This is a genomic window from Flavobacterium wongokense (assembly GCF_021608265.1).
Classification (GTDB): domain Bacteria; phylum Bacteroidota; class Bacteroidia; order Flavobacteriales; family Flavobacteriaceae; genus Flavobacterium; species Flavobacterium wongokense.
The window spans coordinates 505,218-524,839 of the sequence record NZ_JAKIHP010000002.1 but is presented as its reverse complement, the minus strand read 5'-3'; the positions used below and the strand labels follow the sequence as shown (position 1 = coordinate 524,839).

Here is a 19,622-nt window from a genome sequence, read left to right as displayed (position 1 = left end):
ATGACAAAAGGGTTAATCCTCTAATAATACCTCTAAAATACTAATCGCAGCATCACTGATTTTAGTTCCGGGACCAAAGACTGCAACGGCACCAGAGTCAAAAAGGAACTGGTAATCCTGTGACGGGATTACACCGCCGACAATTACCATAATGTCTTCACGCCCGTAGTTTTTGAGTTCTTCAATTACCTGTGGAACCAAGGTTTTATGTCCGGCTGCCAATGAAGAAACCCCTAAAATGTGTACGTCGTTTTCCACAGCCTGCTTGGCGGCTTCCTGTGGGGTTTGGAATAGCGGTCCAATATCTACGTCAAAGCCAACATCGGCGTAACCGGTTGCCACTACTTTGGCACCACGGTCGTGTCCGTCCTGGCCCATTTTGGCAATCATGATACGCGGGCGACGGCCTTCCTTTTTGGCGAAAGCGTCGGCTAATTGTTTGGCTTTTTCAAAGCTCTGGTCGTTTTTGATTTCTTTACTGTACACGCCGCTGAAACTTCTGATTTGTGCTTTATAGCGTCCGAAAACCTGTTCCAATGCATCACTGATTTCACCCAGTGTGGCTCGGTTTCGGGCTGCTTCTACGGCTAAAGATAATAAATTCTCCTGACCGTTGATAGCGCATTCGGTTAATTTTGCCAGGCTGGCTTTTACCTTGGCGTCATCACGGGTTGCTTTTATTTGCTGGAGCTGTTCGATTTGCTGTTTGCGGACCATTTGGTTATCCACATCGAGAATATGTAAAGGATCTTCCTTTTCCAAACGGTATTTGTTTACCCCAACAATAATATCCTGAGAGCTGTCGATACGCGCCTGTTTGCGTGCTGCGGCTTCTTCAATTCGAAGTTTCGGAATTCCGGCTTCGATGGCTTTGGTCATTCCGCCTAATTCTTCAACTTCCTGAATTAATGCCCAGGCTTTTTCGGTGATTTCTGCCGTAAGGCTTTCTACATAATAACTTCCGGCCCAAGGGTCTACGGTTTTGCAGATTTTGGTTTCTTCCTGTAAAAATATCTGGGTGTTTCTCGCAATTCGTGCTGAGAAATCCGTTGGCAGTGCAATCGCTTCATCTAAAGCATTCGTGTGTAGGGATTGGGTTCCGCCGAAGGCTGCAGCCGCAGCTTCGATGGCTGTTCGTGCCACATTGTTGAATGGATCCTGTTCGGTCAGGCTCCAACCCGAAGTCTGGCAGTGCGTTCGTAAGGCCAATGATTTTTCATCTTTCGGATTAAATTGTTTCAATAGTTTTGCCCATAACATTCTGGCCGCACGCATTTTGGCAATTTCCATAAAATGATTCATCCCGATTGCCCAAAAGAAGGATAGGCGTGGAGCGAATTCGTCGATTTTCATTCCGGCAGCCAAACCGGTTCGGATGTATTCCAATCCGTCAGCCAAAGTATACGCCAGTTCAATATCGGCAGTAGCTCCGGCTTCCTGCATGTGGTAACCCGAAATGGAAATCGAGTTGAACTTAGGCATGTATTTGCTGGTGTATTCAAAAATATCAGCAATGATTTTCATAGATGGCGTGGGAGGATAGATGTAGGTATTCCGCACCATAAACTCCTTTAAAATATCATTTTGAATCGTTCCTGAAAGCAGTTCGGGAGCAACGCCCTGTTCTTCTGCAGCGACAATATAAAAAGCCATGATGGGCAAAACTGCACCGTTCATGGTCATTGAAACCGACATTTCATTCAATGGAATCTGGTCAAAAAGGATTTTCATATCCTCAACCGAATCTATCGCAACACCTGCTTTACCAACATCGCCCACCACACGCTCGTGATCGGAATCATAACCCCTGTGCGTAGCCAAATCGAAAGCAACCGACAATCCTTTTTGTCCTGCAGCCAGGTTTCTTCGGTAAAAGGCGTTGCTTTCCTCGGCAGTAGAAAATCCGGCATATTGACGAATGGTCCACGGACGGCGCACATACATCGTTGCATAAGGCCCACGAAGATTGGGTGCAAAGCCGGCTCCGAAACCGATGTGTTCGAGGTTTTCAATGTCGGCATTTGTGTAAGACGACTTGAGTTCAACTCCTTCAGCAGTCAAAAATCTATCTTTGTTCTCAGCATTTTGTGCTTCCGACTTTATTTTTATATGTTGGATGTTTTTTCTCATGCTTTAAATACTAATTGCGGCTTCCCAAAACATTTGACAGGCCGTCTATGAAAATATCATAGGGTAAATAATAAAAATAGCGGGCTAATGCAAAACTGACTACTGCTATCACAATCCTTTTCCATTTTTTGTATGTTATTCCCAGTGTCAGGTTGACTAAGCCAAATATCAAAGCGGCTAAAGCCAAAATCCAGAAAATGATGAAATAAAGTTCCATATTATTCCGAGGCTAATCGTTCCTGTTCCAGTTTCTCTGCCAATCGCTTTTCAATAATCGGTGTGATTAAGGTTTTACGTGGGTTTTGTTTTAGGAAAGGATACAATTCCAAATCCTGTTTCATTCTGTCATTTTTGTTAGGATACTTATTGGTTCCCAATAAAATTTCTTTCCCGCTATCGAAAAGCTCCTGTTCCTTTGTCGCACTTTCGCTGATTTTCTTTTGGATGTTCCCTTCGATAAGCTGAGTGATGAATCCGCCTTTTTCTTCAATTTCCTTGAACAGCAGCAAGGCCTTTTCAGCCAACTGTTCGGTTAAGGATTCTATATAATACGCGCCATCAGCAGGATTGCTGACTTTGTCAAAATAACTTTCGTGTTTCAATACCAATAATTGGTTGCGTGCAATTCGATCACCAAATTCATTGTCCTTATGGTACAAAGCATCGTAAGGAAGATTCGCAATGGCATTGGCACCGCCCAAAATAGCCGACATGCATTCGGTTGTGGTGCGGAGCATATTGACGTTGTAATCGTAAAGGGTTTTGTTGCGTTTGGTTGGCGTGGAAATAATATGGCAATCCAAATTGTAGTTGTATTCTGCTGCCAATGTATTGAACAATAGACGCAAAGCACGTAATTTGGCAATTTCAAAAAAGTAATTTGTACCAACTGAAACTTCAATTGTTATAGGCTGACTGATGTTTTTAACGCGGTTGAAATATTCATTGACGTGTGCCAAAGTGTAGCCCAACTGCTGTACCATATTGGCACCTGCATTTTGGTAAATCCCTGCGTTGACTGTCAGGAATGGAGTATTGGTTTTATCTGAAATACTATTCAGTTTTTCAAAATCGGCATCCAGGTTTTCGAACCAGTTTCCGTCTTTTGCCAATTGCCCAACGGGGTCAAGCTGAACGAAAAAAGCTGCTTTGTTTTGAGCTGCAAATTCGTTGATTTTGGAAACCAAATCAATGGATAAGGATGGCAGGACAAAAAAATAAGAGGTGTTTTCCAGAGGAAGATTCCGCATTAAGTCGGCTATCGCAACCTTCTCATTTTCAAGCGTAAACCGAATACTTTCAGCGCCTCTATTTAACGAATCCAAAGCTCTTTTATTGGACAGGCCAATGTCATGAACATAAATGTTTTGTAGTATTGAAAAAGGTTCAGTGTTTTCCTTTATTGTAAACCTGGCTTCCGATTCATCGTTGTGATAAAATGGCCTAACTTTGATGCCTTCCAGGCTTTCCCAAACCAAAGTGTCGTTGTAATCGGCACCTTTTAGTTCGTACTGGATTTGCTGTTTCCATTGTTTGGAGGAAACGGGTTCGAAAGCATCAAATAAATTCTCAGCCATAACTATACTTTATAAAGATTTTGAATCTGATTTTTCATCCTTGATGGAATCGCCTTCAAATTCGATAATGTAGATGTCTTCGCTGTCGCGTTTCATATAATATTTTTCACGCGCGTATTTCTCTATCTGGTCAGGATTTTTGAGGAGTTTGATGTTTTCATCATCTTTCCGGATTTCATCCTGATAGTATTTTTTATTGTCTTCGAGTTCGTTGAGCTGTTTGTTCAGGATTCGGTGTTCCATATAGGAAGTATTGTCCAGGAAGAGCATCCAAACGGTAAAAAAAACCAAAACGATAACATACCTGTTCCCGAGGATTTTCAGGATAGGATAGGCATCAGTCAGGTTTTTAAAATAGCTCATGAATCTTAGCTTTTAGGTAATTCTTTGATTGATAACCGCTCTTACCACGTCAATGGCAACCGTATTGTATTTGTCATTTGGAATAATGATATCGGCATACGCTTTGGTTGGTTCGATAAACTGCTGGTGCATTGGCTTGAGCGTTGTTTGGTAACGGTTCAATACTTCTTCCATATCACGGCCACGTTCGGCGATATCCCTTTTTAAACGACGGATAAGGCGTTCATCAGAATCGGCGTGGACAAATATTTTTACATCAAACATTTCACGCAGTTCGGGGTTTGCCAAAATAAGGATTCCTTCAACAATCATTACTTTTCTTGGATGTGTGATGATGCTGTCGTCTGTGCGGTTGTGTGTTACAAAGGAATAAACGGGCTGTTCTATGGTGTTGCCTTTTTTGAGTTCTGTCAAATGGCTTACCAACAATTCAAAGTCGATGGCACGAGGATGGTCAAAATTGATCAGTCCTCTTTCCTCAAAGCTTAAACTGTCGTTTACCCTGTAATAGGAGTCCTGGGAAATTACGCCGACTTCAGCTTCCGGCAGTTCATTAATAATCTGTTGGACCACGGTTGTTTTTCCACTTCCTGTACCGCCAGCAATTCCAATAATTAGCATATATTGTTGTGTTGTTTTAGTTTCAACAAAAATAGAAATTATATCGACTTTTTTATTTTAAATTTTGAATTTTAAATTTTAAATTGAAGTGCCTGCCTTCTGAAGATAAAAAAAATAAAAAGCTTTTGTAAACTAATTATTAATTCTATATTTGCACTCGCTTTCGGGGTGTAGCGTAGCCCGGTTATCGCGCCTGCTTTGGGAGCAGGAGGCCGCAGGTTCGAATCCTGCCACCCCGACGGGTAAATCCTTTCTGTTATTGCAGAAAGGATTTTTTATTTAGAAAAACAGCCAAGTTTACTTGAGCTGTTTTTCTAAATAAAAAAGCATTTGGACGGAACATCCATAAAGGATTTACCAGTGATAGAGCCCAAACTCAGGATCACGGAGTAATCCTGCCGTCTGCGCGGGAATGACAATACTGCCTGATTAAAAAGAAACGCCTCTATAGCCCCGATGGGAGCAGGCTACCGCGTAGCGCGGACAGCGGGAGGATTTATCCTAATAGAGCTAATGTTGTGCTACTGATAAATAAAAAATCCTTCCAAAAGGAAGGATTATATTTTAAATTGATTGTCAATTACGGAACGCGTGTCAGGACATAACCGCTTAAATTAACACCGCCGTCATGTGTTGGTTCAGAAGTTGATTCCTGCAGATAAATGTGATCAGCGTCTACAGCATCAATGTATTTATAAGCAGTTTGAGAGTCCCATTGTTTTCTATATGTTAATTGTATGTTTTTACCTGGCTCTTTAGTAACCCTGTAGTTTCCACCGCTGTAACCGTCAATTTCATTGGATGTGAAGGTCTTATCTTCATTGAATTCGATTTCATATCCGTCTGGTATTGGTGTGTTTACAGGCTGATCGTCAGAGTAATATTCGGTTAGTTTCCATTTTCCCTGAATCTGTGCGAAGGTGGCCAAATCTTCATTATTGTCCTCGTCAACCGAGCATCCGTTAAACAATAGTGCAATTAAAATCAGTCCTGCAGCGGGTATAATTTTTCTCATAAATAATTTGGTTTTTATCTCTCTCAAAAATAAGGACTTAATTCTGAACTAAAAAGAAATCACCAATCTTTATGTAAATATTGTTAATTACTATTTAGGCAGCCCATAAAATTAGGACATAAAAAGTTACCTTTGCGGTGCTTAAAAAACATTACAATGTCTGATACTATAGAAAAAGTAAAATGCCTAATAATAGGTTCTGGACCTGCGGGTTATACAGCTGCAATTTATGCAGCCAGAGCTAATATGTTCCCGGTTTTATATCAAGGGACACAACCTGGTGGACAGTTGACCACAACCAACGAAGTAGAAAATTTCCCGGGTTATCCTGACGGGGTTACCGGTCCGGAAATGATGATTCAATTAATGGAGCAGGCCAAACGTTTTGGAACTGATGTTCGCGATGGTTGGGCAACCAAAGTTGATTTTTCGGGAAGCGTTCACAAAGTTTGGATTAATGAAACTACCGAAATCCATGCCGATACCGTAATCATTTCAACAGGAGCTTCGGCTAAATATTTAGGATTGCCTTCTGAGCAGCATTACCTGCAAATGGGTGGTGGTGTTTCGGCCTGTGCGGTTTGCGACGGGTTCTTTTACAGGAACCAGGAAGTGGTGATTGTTGGAGCAGGGGATTCGGCCTGTGAGGAAGCACATTACTTATCCAAACTTTGTAAAAAAGTTACGATGTTGGTGCGAAGTGAAAACTTCAGGGCTTCTAAAATTATGGCGGAACGCGTTAGAAAAACTGAAAACATCGAAATCATGCTGAATACAGAAACCCTTGAAGTTGTTGGAGACGGACAAGTCGTGACCGCTGTAAAGGTTATTGATAAAACTGCAAAAGAGGAAAAACTAATTCCGGCAACCGGTTTCTTTGTAGCCATTGGTCACAAACCCAACACTGATATTTTTGCGGATTATATTACACTTGATGAAACAGGTTATATCATAAACGAAGCAGGAACTTCAAAAACCAATGTGGCTGGAGTTTTTGTTGCGGGTGATGCTGCAGACCATGTTTACAGGCAGGCGATTACTGCTGCCGGAACAGGTTGTATGGCGGCTTTGGATGCCGAAAGGTATTTGGCAGCAAAAGAATAATGGTGAGAGAAATGTTCTCGATACAATTTCGACACGTCGAAATCACTCGAACTGACGTACTATAATAAAAAAGTCCCATCTGTAGAGATGGGACTTTTTATTTAATTTTTGATGGGTCTTTTCTTGATCATGGCGCTTTCTACAAAACGCTTCATTTCAATTTTTGGTTCGCCATACAATTCAATTTCGCTATTTCCCGAAGCATCGATTACGGCATTGGTACTGATGTTGATGCTGGTTTTTGAATATGCGCCAACTTCGACCATGGCGGTTTTTGCGGTTAATTTTTTTCCTGTAAAATCGGAACTATTGTCCAACCTCAGTTTTAAAGTAAGGACATCACCTTCAATATCGGCAGAAGATTTCTGATACATATCGAACCGCATTTCACCGCTCGAAATCAGGGCTTTTACATAGGCACTTTTACTCAAATCAACAGCTGTCTTTTCGGATTTCAAATTCAGTTCTACTTTTGATTTGTCGTTTGCCATCAACGTGAAGTTCTTGGTTTTGGCATTCAGGAACAATTTGGCGTAATCATAACTTTTGAAGGTTATATTGTCTAAAGTTACATCGGAAAGTGCGGTCACATTGGTTTCGTCTTTGGCAATGACCATATTGAGTTTGTCGTTGTAGGTAACGCGCACACTCAGTTTTTTAAAGCTATTGATATCCCTTGTTGTTGAAATCCGCAGGTTTTTCCCGGTCAATTTATAATCCACAAATTCTATCAGGTTGTCATCTGCTTCGATTTCCAATCCACACTCATCGCCTTTAACTAAAAATACTTCCAGGTTGTCTTCCAGTTCAATACTCTCGAAATTCTCGACCTGCTTCTGTTCGAGCTTGACAATTTTAGAGCCTTTTACTTTTTCCTTTTTCTGGGCAAATGCCAGCACGGAAACGCAAAGGAGGGTAAGTGTAATTATTTTTTTCATTTGGGTTGGTCAATGGTTAGTTTGCCAAAAATAGAAAAAAAAACATCCCAATGAAAATTGGGATGTTTTATTAACTTATTCTTTTGAAACACTTCCGCCGGAACTCTCTTCTTTTGTGACCGTTTTGGGTGAACCGTCATAATTAATGGAGCTTCCGCTTGAAGCTTTTCCGTTTAGGCTAACTAAAGGATGAACGCCTGTTGAGCTTCCGCTGGTTGATTCGGAAACCACATCGTTTACCAATAAATGTTTGGCTTCTATTTCGCTTCCGCTTGAGGAATCGGTTGTTAATTTTAATGCTTTTCCTCTTACGGTGATTGAACTACCGCTTGAAGATTCGCAGCTAATATTATCAAATTCCAAATCAAGGCTTGATTCACTTCCACTGCTTGATTTTACTGCCATATCCGTTCCCCTGAACACACTTTTTGTGGTAACTGATGAACCGCTTGAGGTTTCAATCTTGGTTAACGAAGGTGCTTTTACATGGATGTTTTTGGCTGTAGCCTCGTCAATATTTTCGTCGGTAGTGATGACCAATGTACCATTTTCTACTTTGGTTGAAATATGGGACTGTAGGTTATCATCGGCTTCAACTTCCACAAAGAAAGAATCTGACTGTTCTAAAGTTACATTCAAACCGCGGTTTACATCTACTTTTGTAAAATCGCTAACGTTACGGGTCTGCCTGGTTACATTTCCATTTCCGTCGATGCCATTTCCTAAATCAATGCTGGTATGACATGAGCTAAACATTACTGCTGCAAAAGATGCTGCTACTACTTTGGTGCAAAATACTGCGAACTTTACCATGATTATTTTGTTTTGATTATTACTCCGTTTTTGTCAACTGAAAGGGTTGTTTTTTTGTCATTGCCAGTAGCACCTTTTCCGGTTTTTGTTTCGGTAACTATTTTACCATTTACCTTTACGGTAACCACATCGGTGCTGTCATTTTCATTGGTGATGACTTCAGTTGTACCTTCAGCATCGCCGTTTTCGTTTTCATCATCCGGACAGGTAAGGCATTTTACATGTGACTCTTCCACTTTGTAGATGTACTCGTCTGAATTGTATTGTAAATCGAAGAAGTCATTGTAGCCATTGTCAAAATTTTGAACGCTTTCGTCGGCTTTGAATAAGGTTCCTTTTGGAAGATACAAATACAACTCTACCTTTTGTCCTCTGAATTTGTTGATAACATCTGTCAGTAAATAATTGTCTAAAATTAATTGATTTCCTTCAACTTTATATCCGTATTCGATTTTTTCTGCACGGCCTTTAGCGTCTGCTGCCGATTTTCCTGCTGCCATTCTTTCGATTTGAATGTAAGGCAGTGCTTCTTCGGTTGGACGTACTTCGAAAGAGATATTATTTGAATAAATTACTTCTTTATTCTTCTCATCCTGTGTCAATCTGAAATCAGTATTGTGGTATCTGTCTTTAGAATAAAACTCATTGTTTTTGAATTTGATCAGCAGGGTGTCAGTAGGAGCAATGTTGATTACTTCCTTTTTAACATCTTTACCATCATAAGCTATTAGCGTAGCTTCGTTGATTCCCAATGATATCAATAATCCCATTGCAATGATCCAAATTCCCAATAAGGTAAACTTAACAATGTTGCCTAATGATTTTAGGTTGGTCACCAACAATTTCAAACCAAGTATCAGGAAGAAGAATGCCGGGATTCCTGCAGCAAGTAAGAACAATACTCCCTGAACCCAAATTGGCGTTTCCAATCCGATTGGAGTGCTGATGTGGTTTAGGATGTAATTATCAGGCATTGATGATGAAAAGATCATAAAGATCGAAGCAAAACAGATTCCCAATAAAGCTACCGAAGAGAATACTACGATTATTGCGCCAAGTATTTTGGCAAATACCTTAAAGATGTTTACGAAAACCTCACCAATTCCATCAGCTGTCCTGCTGGCGCCGGTTCTTATTTCGTTTCCCATTTTGTCGTAATCTACATTTTTAACCCTGTTGGCCACGATATCAAACTCTTCCCTTACTTTTTTTTCGATATTGGAAATCGTTACCGGTTCACCGGTCATTTCCAATTTCTCGGTAGTGGTTATGGCTTTAGGAGTTGCAATCCAAAGTACCAAATATGCGATGATACCGGCTCCACCAGCCCAGATAAGAAGGATAAAGAATATTTTGATCCACACCGATTCAATTCCGAAATAGTGGCTCAAACCTGTACAAACTCCGGCAATGGTTGCGCGGTCTTTATCACGGTACAATTTTTTTGATTTTGTGTATGGATAAAATGGTTCTGCCGGTTTGTCGTCTGCGTCATCATCCAATCGGTAATCTTCAGGTTGCCCCATAACACCGATTACTTCATCCACATCTTTGTTATTGATAACATGTTTGTCGCTTTTTTGCTTTTCTGTAAGCAATTCTGCCACACGCATTTCAATATCTTTCATGATCTCATCTTTTCCTGATGAATTTGAAAGCGAACGTTTGATAGCCTCGAAATATCGAGTCAGTTTTTGGTATGCATCTTCATCTATGTGAAAAACTAAACCGCCTATATTAATATTTACTGTTTTGTTCATGATTTTTTTGATTTGTTGGTTGTGATGATGTTTACGGCGCCTGAAAGTTCAGACCATGTACCGCTTAATTCCGTTAAAAATGTTTTTCCTATTTCTGTAAGACCATAATATTTCCTTGGTGGTCCAGAAGTTGATTCTTCCCAACGATAGTTGAGCAGACCGTCATTTTTTAGTCTTGTCAATAGCGGATAAACAGTTCCCTCTACCACAAGCAATTTTGCGTCTTTTAAAGTGTCCAATATTTCAGAAGTGTATGCTTCCTTGTCTTTGAGAACTGACAAGATACAAAATTCTAAAACACCTTTACGCATCTGGGCTTTTGTGTTTTCAATATTCATAATACATGATTTAATTTTTTTTGATTAATACTGTTCGTTTTTTGAGTGATGGTTGAAACCTGGTTGATGATTGTAATGATTGATGATATTGATTGATGTTTTGGAAATTTGGGGCGTGATGATTAGTCGTTTTCGGAAAGCTCAACAATTAGATTAGATTGTTTTTCTCCAATAAGTTTCACTAGGTATTTTTCATTTTCTTCCATGGTGAAGCTTAATTTGTTTTGCCCTGCATTTTTAAATTTTTCAGTAAGGACAGTGTTGTTTCTTTTGTCAGTTACGATGATGTTAATGTTGTCCTCGGTTTTAAGGTTGAATTTCAAATTAACGTCTACTTCTTCATGGGCTACAATTTCGAATTGATGATTTTCTTTTTGTAATCCTGTGTTGTGTGTTTGGAAGCTTTTAACTTCGATACCTTTGTTTTCCTGTGCTACTAAGTTTGCTGTCATAGCTAGTAGCATTCCTGCGATTAAGATTAATTGTTTCATTTTGATTGTGATTTAATTGATTAATGATTTGATTGTGATTGATTGTGATTGATGATTATTTAAAAAAGGGTATGCTGAGCGGATATTTATAGTTTTCCCCGTTTGAAGCTTTAACGGCTGCAAGGATTACTAAAACAAATTCAATTACTTTCATCGCTCCAAATATGAAAGCTGCTGTGATTCCAATTGTTGCTAATCCTCCAATTTGGCCAAAACTGAAGTTTTCAATGATAAAATCGTCATCACTAAAAATTAGATTTATAGGAACGTTGCTGAAAATTGTATATAGCAAAATAGGTATGGCGATTAAACATAATATGATGCTATATATAAGGATGCTCAATTGAAAATTCATAACGCTTTTACCATTGTTGTCGATAAATTCAGATTCTTTCTTTGAGCTCCAAATGACAATTGGAAAAATATAATTCCCAAATGGAATGATATACTGTGTCAAAGTGCTAAGGTGTAAAACTGTAGCGATGTTTTTGTCATTAGTTGTTGTCATGATTTGATTTTTTTAGATTGATATTGAAACTGCTATTCTTTAATACTATAGATAAGCTATTAATTTCTTATACAAAGATACAACCAAAAAAAGATACTATGCAATACAAAGTACTAACATTTAACAAAATATTAACATTTGATATAAGCCTATATTGAGGCTCTTTTTCATTACATTTACAGTAAAATCAAGTGCTATGGAATTTTCTCCGTCAAAATTGAATACCTTTTTATTTTTAAAATTACCTTCCGCATTTTGGAGTGGAGTACGGGTAAAATCCATTTCAAAGGAACAATGCGTGGTAACCGTAAAGCATCGTTGGTTCAATCAAAACCCTTTTAAGTCGATGTATTTTGCCGTTCAGGCAATGGCTGCTGAATTGACAACAGGCGCTTTGGTAATGATGCAGATCAAACTCAGCGGCAGAAGAATATCAATGCTGGTTGCCAATAACAATGGAAACTTTACCAAAAAAGCCACAGGAAGAATTACCTTCACCTGCAATGAGGGGCATTTAATTGAGGAAGCTATCCACAAAACCATTGCAAACGGTGAGGGCCAAACCATCTGGATGAAATCTATTGGCGTAAATGAAAAAGGAGAGCAGGTTTCCGAAATGAATTTCGAATGGAGTATTAAATTGAAGCCATAAAGTTAAACCCATTATAATTAGGTTTTATTTAAGACAAGTTGGTTGTAAATTTACTGAACACACAACTAATTACTTATGAAGATTCTCATTACAGGCGCTACAGGTTTGGTAGGAAAGGAGTTGGTTAAACTTTTACTGGCCCAAAATCATACTGTAAATTATTTAACGACTTCATTATCCAAAATTGAAAGCAAGTCCAATTACAAAGGTTTCTACTGGAATCCCGAATTAGGGAAAATAGATGAGAATTGCCTTTACGAAGTTGATGTCATTGTGCATTTGGCAGGAGCCAGCATATCCAAACGCTGGACAAACGCTTATAAACAGGAAATTATTGAAAGCAGGATTCTATCCGCCGAGTTACTTTATAACCTGGTTCGCAAAACTCCAAACCAGGTGAAACAGTTTGTTTCTGCTTCTGGAATTGCGATTTATCCTGATAGTTATACCAAAGTTTATGATGAAAACACCACCGAAACGGAAGACAGTTTTCTTTCCCATGTCGTTAAGAAATGGGAGGAAAGCGCCAATAGGTTTCAGGTCTTAGGCTTAAAAGTGTGTAAAATCAGAACCGGTGTTGTCGTTTCAAAAGATGGTGGAGCCATACCCGAGATGGCAAAACCAATAAAAATGGGTTTTGGCGCAGCGTTCGGAAATGGAAAACAGATGCAATCCTGGATACACCTTAAGGATTTGGTCGCACTCTATGATTTTGCAATAGAAAACCAGCTTGAGGGCGTTTATAATGCAGTTGCACCAAATCCGGTTAGCAATAAGGAGTTGACAAAAGTTATAGCCCAAGCATTAAAAAAACCACTTTGGCTGCCAAATATTCCGGAGTTTGTAATGAAATTGATTCTCGGCGAAATGAGTTACCTGTTATTCTCAAGTAAAAACCTCAGTTCGGAAAAAATACGGAGTTTGGGATTCCAATTTAGATTCTCACAGATAGAAGACGCTATCAATGACTTATATAACTAAAAAAAGTGCTGTTAACCTACAGCACTTTTTTTACAAAAATATTCTCGAATTAATAATTTTTTGAGCTAACCTTATACGGGATACCTTTAAGTATCTTGTACAAACTTAATCAAAACGAAATCGTAATAGTCTTAAAATTTTATTAATTTTTTATTAAATCTTCGAAAGTTGTTTTTTTTCAGCCCAATAAAAAAAGAGTGACAATTTGACATTTTCAAAGAAATGGCAGTACTTTTGCTTTCCAAAATCCGCAAATGAATATCAAGAATATATTTAAAAATAAAAGCACAATGAATACTGAAAATAGCGAAAAAGAATGTGACGTGAATGAAAACACGGTAAACGAAGTGGAATCTGCTGTAGAGCTGACTGTCGAAGAACAGCTGCAGGAGGATTTAGCCAAAGAAAAAGATAAATTTTTACGTCTTTTTGCCGAATTCGAAAACTTTAAAAAAAGAACAGCTAAAGAGCGTATCGAATTGTTTAAAACTGCTAACGAAGAAGTATTACAGGCAATCCTGCCAATATTGGATGACTTTGACAGGGCAATGGTTGAAATTTCCAAATCGGAAGACGATGTGTTGTTGAAAGGCGTGGAGTTGATCCACGAAAAATTGAAAAACACTCTTGTTTCTAAAGGTTTGGAACAGGTTGAAGTAAAAGCTGGCGATAATTTCAATGCCGATTTTGCTGAAGCCATTACCCAAATTCCTGCGCCATCAAATGATCTGAAAGGAAAAGTGGTTGATGTAATCGAGAAAGGATATAAATTGGGCGACAAAATAATTCGTTTCCCAAAAGTGGTTATAGGACAATAATCGGGTCTAATTTTTATAAAATACTATGAGCAAAAAAGATTTTTACGAAATATTAGGCGTTTCAAAAAGTGCTTCTCCGGAAGAAATCAAAAAAGCATACCGAAAAAAAGCCATTGAATTCCATCCTGATAAAAATCCGGGAGATAAACAAGCCGAAGAAAATTTTAAAACCGCAGCCGAAGCTTATGAAGTGCTTGGTGATGCCGATAAGAAAGCAAAGTACGATCAATATGGCCATGCCGCTTTTGATGGTGCCGGTGGTTTTGGTGGAGGACATCACATGAATATGGATGATATCTTCAGCCAGTTTGGCGATATCTTCGGAAGTGCTTTTGGCGGTGGTGGATTTGGCGGTTTCGGAGGGAATTCTGGTGGCCAGCGCAGGGTAAAAGGAAGCAATCTCCGCATTAAGGTCAAACTGACTTTAGAGGAAATTGCAAATGGTGTGGAGAAAAAAGTAAAAGTGAAGCGTAAAGTCCAGGCTCCTGGAGTAAAATATAAAACCTGCCCAACCTGTAATGGACAAGGACAGGTGCTGAGGGTTACCAATACGATTTTAGGAAGAATGCAGTCGGCAACTACCTGTAACACCTGTGGTGGAACTGGCCAGACTATTGAGAGCAAACCAAACAATGCCGATGCGCACGGAATGATACTGGAAGATGAAACCGTTTCTATCAAGATTCCGGCAGGAGTTGTTGACGGAATGCAATTAAAGGTTTCCGGAAAAGGAAACGACGCTCCGGGAAATGGAATTCCGGGTGATTTGATTGTTGCGATAGAAGAATTGGAGCATGAATTTTTGAAACGTGAAGGTGAAAACCTTCATTATGATTTATACATCAGTTTTGCCGAAGCAGCTTTAGGAGCTTCAAAAGAAATCGATGCTGTCAATGGCAAGGTTAGGATTAAGCTGGAGGAAGGAATTCAATCCGGCAAGATATTAAGGCTTAAAGGCAAAGGAATTCCTAGCCTGAACAGTTATGGAAGTGGAGATTTATTAGTACATGTGAATGTATGGACACCTAGAAAAATGTCGAAGGAACAACGCCAGTTTTTTGAAAAATCATTAACCGATGAAAACTTTATTCCAAATCCCGAAAAAGGGGACAAATCTTTTTTTGAAAAAGTAAAGGATATGTTTTCATAGTTAAAAAAATATATTTATATTTGAATGTTACTTGGAAACAAGTAATTTCTTTTTCATAGCAATTTTTCCCATCCTTTTGTAAAAATTAGGGTGGGTTTTTTTTGTAACAAATAATTTCTTTTCATACTTATTCTGTACTTTTACGCTGCCGATAAGGCAATAAAAGAAATCAATCTTAATAAAGTATGAGCAATATACTTGAAGTAAACAAAGTAGTTAAGCAATATGGCGATTATACTGCGCTTAACGAAGTTTCCTTAACCGTTCCCAAAGGCAGCATATATGGACTTCTTGGTCCGAATGGCGCCGGAAAAACTTCCCTAATCCGTATCATAAACCAAATCACCATGCCCGATGGTGGCGATGTTATCCTCGATGGCGAAAAACTAAAACCGGAACACGTTGCCGTTATTGGTTACATGCCTGAGGAAAGAGGTTTATACAAAACCATGAAAGTAGGCGAGCAGTGCCTCTATCTGGCGCAACTCAAAGGCTTGTCCAAACAGGAGGCAAAACAGCAATTGGACTATTGGTTTGAACGTTTGGAAATCCAGGGTTGGTGGAATAAAAAAATCCAGGAACTTTCGAAAGGTATGGCTCAGAAAATCCAATTCGTGGTTACCGTTTTGCACAAACCAAAGTTGTTGATCCTTGACGAACCTTTCTCTGGTTTTGATCCGGTGAACGCCAATCTGATTAAGGATGAAATTATTGAGTTGAACAAACAGGGAACATCTGTAATCTTTTCTACGCATCGAATGGAAAGCGTTGAGGAAATGTGTGATTATATTGCCTTAATCCATAAATCAAACAAACTGATTGAAGGGAAACTGATTGATGTTAAAAAGAAATTCAGGAGCAATAGCTACGAAGTCGGAATCCTGAGCGATAATATCGAAGGCCTGATGTATGATTTGTCACAAAAGTTCACTTTGTCCCAAACTGATTTCAAATCACTAAACGACGAGCTGAAGTTGGAAATCAACCTCGGAAACGCAACACCAAATGATTTGCTGAACACCTTAGTCCAACGAGGACAGGTAACCCATTTTGTGGAAAAAATCCCAAGTATGAATGATATTTTTATCAAAACCGTAAGCGAGAAATAATGAGCAAAACACTTCTTATCATAAAAAGGGAATTTGTTGCCAAAGTGCGCAATAAATCATTTATCGTAATGACTTTTCTAAGTCCGCTGCTGTTTGTTGCCATTGGTGTTTTTGTGGGATATCTAAGCACAATGAAAGCCGAGCTGAAAACCATTGCCATACACGATGAAACCGGAAGGTTTGTCAATGAGTTCAAAACCGATCAGGAATATAAGTATGTCGATTTATCTCAGGTCGATTTAAAAACACTAAAAGACAGCATCGTGAGCGAAAGCTACGAAGGGCTTTTGATCATTCCGAAATTGGATGATAATGCCAAACTTCAAAAAGGAATCCAATATGTTTCCAATGACAGCCCGAGCGTTTCCTTTACAGAAGACCTCGAAGATATCATTGCCAAAAAAATTACAGCAGAGAATTTCCAGAAAGCTGGTTTGGATACCCTAAAAATCAACAATGCCAAAGCTGATGTTTCGATTTATTTGGAAAAGGCGTCGGGTGAACAGGCATTGAAAGGCTTGAACGAAATCAAAATCATCATTGGTGGTGCTTTTGGTTACCTGATTATGATGTTCATTATTTTATACGGAAATATGGTCATGCGAAGCGTTATCGAAGAAAAGACTTCACGTATCATTGAAGTCATCATTTCATCGGTAAAACCATTCCAATTGATGATGGGTAAAATCATTGGAACCTCTTTAGCCGGAATTTTGCAATTCCTAATTTGGGCTGTTTTAGGTTTGAGTGCGATGTTTATTCTTTCGGGAATGCTTGGTGTACATATGGGAGCATCAGGTGCAGCCGGAGCTCAGGCTGTGGAAGCAGCACAGCATTCGGGCAGTGACATTCAAATGTACATTAAGGAACTTTGGAACCTTCCAATCGCAACCATTTTGATATCATTTATCATTTACTTTATCGGAGGTTATTTTTTATACAGCTCATTTTATGCGTCAATTGGTGCGGCTGTTGATAACGAAACCGATTCGCAGCAGTTCTTACTGCCAATCATCATGCCTTTGATTTTGGGAGTTTACATAGGTTTCTTTACCGTAATGAATGACCCTCACGGAACCATTGCCACAGTCTTTTCGATGATTCCGCTGACTTCTCCAATAGTAATGATGATGCGGATTCCGTTTGGTGTTCCAACCTGGCAGATTATTGTTTCAATGCTGATATTGTTTGGAACCTTCCTTGGCGTTGTTTGGTTTGCGGCCAAAATTTACCGTGTTGGTATTTTGATGTATGGCAAAAAACCAAGCTGGAAAGAACTTGCGAAATGGCTTAGATATTAGAAAAAGGCATAAAGGTTTCATAATCTGAAAATCTTTATAAAATCTTTATGCTTTCTAACATTTGCTTTATATTCTACTTATAACGAATGCCGTAACTTTGTCAAAAATTAGCAGCAAAGCCATGTTAGAGTTTAAAGCCAAAAATAATCAGTACTTAATCAGCATACTCTCGGTTACGGCGGTTTCATTATTGGGACTGTTCGTGCGCGATGTCATCGATTATAAAATCATTGGTTACTTACTTTTATTCCTGGTTTCCATACTGGCTATTTTCTTCGAAATAAAGCCAGTATTGATAGCTGCGGTCCTCAGCGCCTTAGCGTTAGATTTCCTATTTATAAAACCCTATTATACACTTCATATTGATAGTGCCGAAGATGCTTTACTGCTGTTATTGTTCTTTGTTATAACGCTTATAAATGCTGTTTTGACTTATAAAATCAAACGAATGCAAAAGGCAATCCATATTAAGGAAGCCAAAGCCAATACAATGAAATTGTATAATACGCTGCTGGATTCACTTTCCCATGAACTCCGAACACCAATTGCTGCAATCATTGGTTCAATAGATACACTGCAACAAAAGAATGTAGATCTTTCTCCAGACAGTAAAGAAAACCTATTGGATGAAATTGAAAAAGCATCGATAAAGCTGAACTATCAGGTTGAAAACCTGCTGAATATGTCACGTCTTGAATCAGGTTATATTCAGCCCAAACTCGATTGGTGCGATGTTAAGGAAATCATCTACAATGCCAGCAATCGATTGACAGAAGAATTAGCACATCATAAACTAATTATAAACGCCGAAGAAAATTTACCACTTTTCAGACTTGATTATGGATTGATGGATCAAATCCTTTACAACCTGATTTATAATGCAACACAATACACACCAAAAGGCGCAAAGATTCAAATTGATGTAAAATATGAAGTGGATGCCGATTATGACATGCACATGGATGTGATTAAAAAATGCGTAATTACTATTGCCGATGATGGTCATGGTTTTCCTGAAAATGAAATAGATAAAGTATTTGATAAGTTTTACAGATTACAGCATTCAAAAACTGGTGGGACAGGCTTAGGGCTTTCAATTGTAAAAGGATTTGTAGAAGTGCAGCATGGAACAATACAACTGAGTAATGCTGAAGAGGGCGGAGCTGTTTTTGAAATGGCTTTTGCAGTGGATTCTTTGCCAATAAATACCGTAGAAAATGAGCAATAGTTATTCCATATTAGTCATTGACGACGAAAGCCAAATCAGGAAGCTTCTCGAAATTACGCTTGAAGCAAATGGGTATAAATTGCTGTTTGCAGTCAACGGTAAAGAGGGAATCACAATGGCGGCGAGCCATCAACCCGATTTGATCCTGTTGGATTTGGGTTTGCCCGATGAAGACGGTCAGGAAATATTGAAGAAATTACGCGATTGGTATCAAAATCCCATCATCATTCTATCAGTAAAAAGCACCGAAGAGGAAATAGTAAAAGCATTGGATAATGGTGCCAATGACTATCTGACTAAACCTTTTAGGACACAGGAACTTTTAGCCCGAATAAGGACAGCTTTGCGTGGCAGTTTCAATCAAAACCAGGAACCGATCATTGCTTTTGGAAATATTACGGTTGATTTTGCTTCGAGAATCATCAAACTAAATGAGGAAGTCTTAAAACTAACCGCAACTGAATACAATCTATTTACCTTACTGCTCAAAAATGATGGGCGCGTACTGACGCATCAATACATCCTAAAGGAAATTTGGGGAAATGCTTATGCAGAACAAACCCAATATTTGAGGGTTTTTGTAGCACAGCTCCGGAAAAAAATCGAAGATGATCCCAACCTTCCTAAATATATAATCACCGAATCGGGTGTTGGCTACCGTTTTAATTCGGGTTAAAATCTAAATCACATTTCGTTTAAAATCTCTTTGTGGATTCTCTGTAGAA

Annotated in this window: 21 protein-coding genes and 1 tRNA gene; 10 read left to right on the top strand and 12 right to left on the bottom strand. The window is 38.9% G+C overall.

Annotated elements, in window-relative coordinates; translation table 11 throughout:
* Positions 1–12 precede the first annotated feature (12 nt).
* Genes scpA through udk form a run of 5 tightly spaced genes read right to left on the bottom strand, consistent with a single transcriptional unit; the run spans position 13 to position 4,691 of the window.
* Positions 13–2,130, bottom strand: coding sequence for a methylmalonyl-CoA mutase (gene scpA / locus L1S31_RS08460; RefSeq protein ID WP_236464293.1), 2,118 nt, complete (start codon positions 2,128–2,130; stop codon positions 13–15).
* Between the two features lie 10 nt (positions 2,131–2,140).
* The gene (locus L1S31_RS08455) at positions 2,141–2,347 is read right to left on the bottom strand and encodes a hypothetical protein (protein ID WP_236464292.1); all 207 of its coding nucleotides are present in this window, start codon (positions 2,345–2,347) and stop codon (positions 2,141–2,143) included.
* A 1-nt stretch (position 2,348) separates the two neighbouring features.
* Positions 2,349–3,707, bottom strand: coding sequence for a methylmalonyl-CoA mutase subunit beta (locus tag L1S31_RS08450; RefSeq protein WP_236464291.1), 1,359 nt, complete (start codon positions 3,705–3,707; stop codon positions 2,349–2,351).
* A gap of 9 nt (positions 3,708–3,716) precedes the next feature.
* Positions 3,717–4,070: an FtsB family cell division protein gene (locus tag L1S31_RS08445; protein ID WP_236464290.1), complete on the bottom strand. Its 354-nt coding sequence runs from the start codon at positions 4,068–4,070 to the stop codon at positions 3,717–3,719.
* A 12-nt stretch (positions 4,071–4,082) separates the two neighbouring features.
* Positions 4,083–4,691, bottom strand: a complete 609-nt coding sequence (gene udk, locus L1S31_RS08440) for a uridine kinase (protein WP_236464289.1) — start codon at positions 4,689–4,691, stop codon at positions 4,083–4,085.
* Between the two features lie 164 nt (positions 4,692–4,855).
* On the opposite strand from udk, the gene L1S31_RS08435 reads away from it, so the two are divergent.
* A tRNA-Pro gene (locus L1S31_RS08435) sits at positions 4,856–4,930 on the top strand.
* Positions 4,931–5,271: 341 nt separating this feature from the next.
* Here L1S31_RS08435 and L1S31_RS08430 read toward each other — a convergent pair.
* Positions 5,272–5,706 (bottom strand): lipocalin family protein, encoded by a 435-nt coding sequence (locus tag L1S31_RS08430; protein ID WP_236464288.1) that lies wholly within the window; start codon positions 5,704–5,706, stop codon positions 5,272–5,274.
* A gap of 156 nt (positions 5,707–5,862) precedes the next feature.
* Between L1S31_RS08430 and trxB the strand changes: the two genes are divergently transcribed.
* Positions 5,863–6,810: a thioredoxin-disulfide reductase gene (gene trxB / locus L1S31_RS08425; protein WP_236464287.1), complete on the top strand. Its 948-nt coding sequence runs from the start codon at positions 5,863–5,865 to the stop codon at positions 6,808–6,810.
* A 101-nt stretch (positions 6,811–6,911) separates the two neighbouring features.
* Here the strand turns inward: trxB and L1S31_RS08420 are convergent, their stop codons facing one another.
* From L1S31_RS08420 to L1S31_RS08395, 6 genes are all read right to left on the bottom strand, one after another.
* Entirely contained in the window at positions 6,912–7,748 is an 837-nt protein-coding gene (locus tag L1S31_RS08420) for a GIN domain-containing protein (protein ID WP_236464286.1), read from the bottom strand.
* A 75-nt stretch (positions 7,749–7,823) separates the two neighbouring features.
* Positions 7,824–8,561: a head GIN domain-containing protein gene (locus L1S31_RS08415; protein WP_236464285.1), complete on the bottom strand. Its 738-nt coding sequence runs from the start codon at positions 8,559–8,561 to the stop codon at positions 7,824–7,826.
* 2 nt (positions 8,562–8,563) lie between these two features.
* The gene (locus L1S31_RS08410) at positions 8,564–10,321 is read right to left on the bottom strand and encodes a PspC domain-containing protein (protein ID WP_236464284.1); all 1,758 of its coding nucleotides are present in this window, start codon (positions 10,319–10,321) and stop codon (positions 8,564–8,566) included.
* Positions 10,318–10,659, bottom strand: a complete 342-nt coding sequence (locus L1S31_RS08405) for a PadR family transcriptional regulator (RefSeq protein WP_236464283.1) — start codon at positions 10,657–10,659, stop codon at positions 10,318–10,320. Before L1S31_RS08405 ends, L1S31_RS08410 begins: the two co-directional genes overlap by 4 nt.
* A gap of 122 nt (positions 10,660–10,781) precedes the next feature.
* Positions 10,782–11,150 carry a hypothetical protein gene (locus tag L1S31_RS08400; RefSeq protein ID WP_236464282.1) on the bottom strand — a complete coding sequence of 123 codons (369 nt, stop codon included), beginning with the start codon at positions 11,148–11,150 and terminating at the stop codon, positions 10,782–10,784.
* Positions 11,151–11,205: 55 nt separating this feature from the next.
* On the bottom strand, positions 11,206–11,658 hold the full coding sequence (locus L1S31_RS08395; protein ID WP_236464281.1) for a DUF4870 domain-containing protein: 453 nt from the start codon (positions 11,656–11,658) through the stop codon (positions 11,206–11,208).
* A gap of 196 nt (positions 11,659–11,854) precedes the next feature.
* Between L1S31_RS08395 and L1S31_RS08390 the strand changes: the two genes are divergently transcribed.
* The 8 genes from L1S31_RS08390 to L1S31_RS08355 all read left to right on the top strand — a co-directional run bounded on the left by L1S31_RS08390 (position 11,855) and on the right by L1S31_RS08355 (position 19,573).
* Entirely contained in the window at positions 11,855–12,310 is a 456-nt protein-coding gene (locus tag L1S31_RS08390) for a DUF4442 domain-containing protein (RefSeq protein ID WP_236464280.1), read from the top strand.
* Positions 12,311–12,385: 75 nt separating this feature from the next.
* A complete protein-coding gene (locus L1S31_RS08385; protein WP_236464279.1) occupies positions 12,386–13,291 on the top strand; it encodes a TIGR01777 family oxidoreductase in 906 nt (301 codons plus the stop codon).
* 254 nt (positions 13,292–13,545) lie between these two features.
* A complete protein-coding gene (locus L1S31_RS08380; RefSeq protein ID WP_236464278.1) occupies positions 13,546–14,109 on the top strand; it encodes a nucleotide exchange factor GrpE in 564 nt (187 codons plus the stop codon).
* Positions 14,110–14,134: 25 nt separating this feature from the next.
* Positions 14,135–15,259: a molecular chaperone DnaJ gene (dnaJ, locus tag L1S31_RS08375; protein ID WP_236464277.1), complete on the top strand. Its 1,125-nt coding sequence runs from the start codon at positions 14,135–14,137 to the stop codon at positions 15,257–15,259.
* Between the two features lie 185 nt (positions 15,260–15,444).
* A complete protein-coding gene (locus L1S31_RS08370; RefSeq protein WP_236464276.1) occupies positions 15,445–16,368 on the top strand; it encodes an ABC transporter ATP-binding protein in 924 nt (307 codons plus the stop codon).
* Positions 16,368–17,669, top strand: a complete 1,302-nt coding sequence (locus L1S31_RS08365; RefSeq protein WP_236464275.1) for an ABC transporter permease — start codon at positions 16,368–16,370, stop codon at positions 17,667–17,669. The genes L1S31_RS08370 and L1S31_RS08365 overlap by 1 nt, the downstream gene beginning before the upstream one ends.
* A 121-nt stretch (positions 17,670–17,790) precedes the next feature.
* The gene (locus L1S31_RS08360; RefSeq protein ID WP_236464274.1) at positions 17,791–18,897 is read left to right on the top strand and encodes a sensor histidine kinase; all 1,107 of its coding nucleotides are present in this window, start codon (positions 17,791–17,793) and stop codon (positions 18,895–18,897) included.
* The gene (locus L1S31_RS08355; protein WP_236464273.1) at positions 18,887–19,573 is read left to right on the top strand and encodes a response regulator; all 687 of its coding nucleotides are present in this window, start codon (positions 18,887–18,889) and stop codon (positions 19,571–19,573) included. The genes L1S31_RS08360 and L1S31_RS08355 overlap by 11 nt, the downstream gene beginning before the upstream one ends.
* Positions 19,574–19,622: the final 49 nt, after the last annotated feature.

Excerpts from the sequence above, each read along its gene's own strand:
- scpA (WP_236464293.1), bottom strand. The coding sequence starts at position 2,130 with ATGAGAAAAAACATCCAACATATAAAAATAAAGTCGGAAGCACAAAAT.
- L1S31_RS08455 (WP_236464292.1), bottom strand. The coding sequence starts at position 2,347 with ATGGAACTTTATTTCATCATTTTCTGGATTTTGGCTTTAGCCGCTTTG.
- L1S31_RS08450 (WP_236464291.1), bottom strand. The coding sequence starts at position 3,707 with ATGGCTGAGAATTTATTTGATGCTTTCGAACCCGTTTCCTCCAAACAA.
- L1S31_RS08445 (WP_236464290.1), bottom strand. The coding sequence starts at position 4,070 with ATGAGCTATTTTAAAAACCTGACTGATGCCTATCCTATCCTGAAAATC.
- udk (WP_236464289.1), bottom strand. The coding sequence starts at position 4,691 with ATGCTAATTATTGGAATTGCTGGCGGTACAGGAAGTGGAAAAACAACC.
- L1S31_RS08430 (WP_236464288.1), bottom strand. The coding sequence starts at position 5,706 with ATGAGAAAAATTATACCCGCTGCAGGACTGATTTTAATTGCACTATTG.
- trxB (WP_236464287.1), top strand. The coding sequence starts at position 5,863 with ATGTCTGATACTATAGAAAAAGTAAAATGCCTAATAATAGGTTCTGGA.
- L1S31_RS08420 (WP_236464286.1), bottom strand. The coding sequence starts at position 7,748 with ATGAAAAAAATAATTACACTTACCCTCCTTTGCGTTTCCGTGCTGGCA.
- L1S31_RS08415 (WP_236464285.1), bottom strand. The coding sequence starts at position 8,561 with ATGGTAAAGTTCGCAGTATTTTGCACCAAAGTAGTAGCAGCATCTTTT.
- L1S31_RS08410 (WP_236464284.1), bottom strand. The coding sequence starts at position 10,321 with ATGAACAAAACAGTAAATATTAATATAGGCGGTTTAGTTTTTCACATA.
- L1S31_RS08405 (WP_236464283.1), bottom strand. The coding sequence starts at position 10,659 with ATGAATATTGAAAACACAAAAGCCCAGATGCGTAAAGGTGTTTTAGAA.
- L1S31_RS08400 (WP_236464282.1), bottom strand. The coding sequence starts at position 11,150 with ATGAAACAATTAATCTTAATCGCAGGAATGCTACTAGCTATGACAGCA.
- L1S31_RS08395 (WP_236464281.1), bottom strand. The coding sequence starts at position 11,658 with ATGACAACAACTAATGACAAAAACATCGCTACAGTTTTACACCTTAGC.
- L1S31_RS08390 (WP_236464280.1), top strand. The coding sequence starts at position 11,855 with ATGGAATTTTCTCCGTCAAAATTGAATACCTTTTTATTTTTAAAATTA.
- L1S31_RS08385 (WP_236464279.1), top strand. The coding sequence starts at position 12,386 with ATGAAGATTCTCATTACAGGCGCTACAGGTTTGGTAGGAAAGGAGTTG.
- L1S31_RS08380 (WP_236464278.1), top strand. The coding sequence starts at position 13,546 with ATGAATATCAAGAATATATTTAAAAATAAAAGCACAATGAATACTGAA.
- dnaJ (WP_236464277.1), top strand. The coding sequence starts at position 14,135 with ATGAGCAAAAAAGATTTTTACGAAATATTAGGCGTTTCAAAAAGTGCT.
- L1S31_RS08370 (WP_236464276.1), top strand. The coding sequence starts at position 15,445 with ATGAGCAATATACTTGAAGTAAACAAAGTAGTTAAGCAATATGGCGAT.
- L1S31_RS08365 (WP_236464275.1), top strand. The coding sequence starts at position 16,368 with ATGAGCAAAACACTTCTTATCATAAAAAGGGAATTTGTTGCCAAAGTG.
- L1S31_RS08360 (WP_236464274.1), top strand. The coding sequence starts at position 17,791 with ATGTTAGAGTTTAAAGCCAAAAATAATCAGTACTTAATCAGCATACTC.
- L1S31_RS08355 (WP_236464273.1), top strand. The coding sequence starts at position 18,887 with ATGAGCAATAGTTATTCCATATTAGTCATTGACGACGAAAGCCAAATC.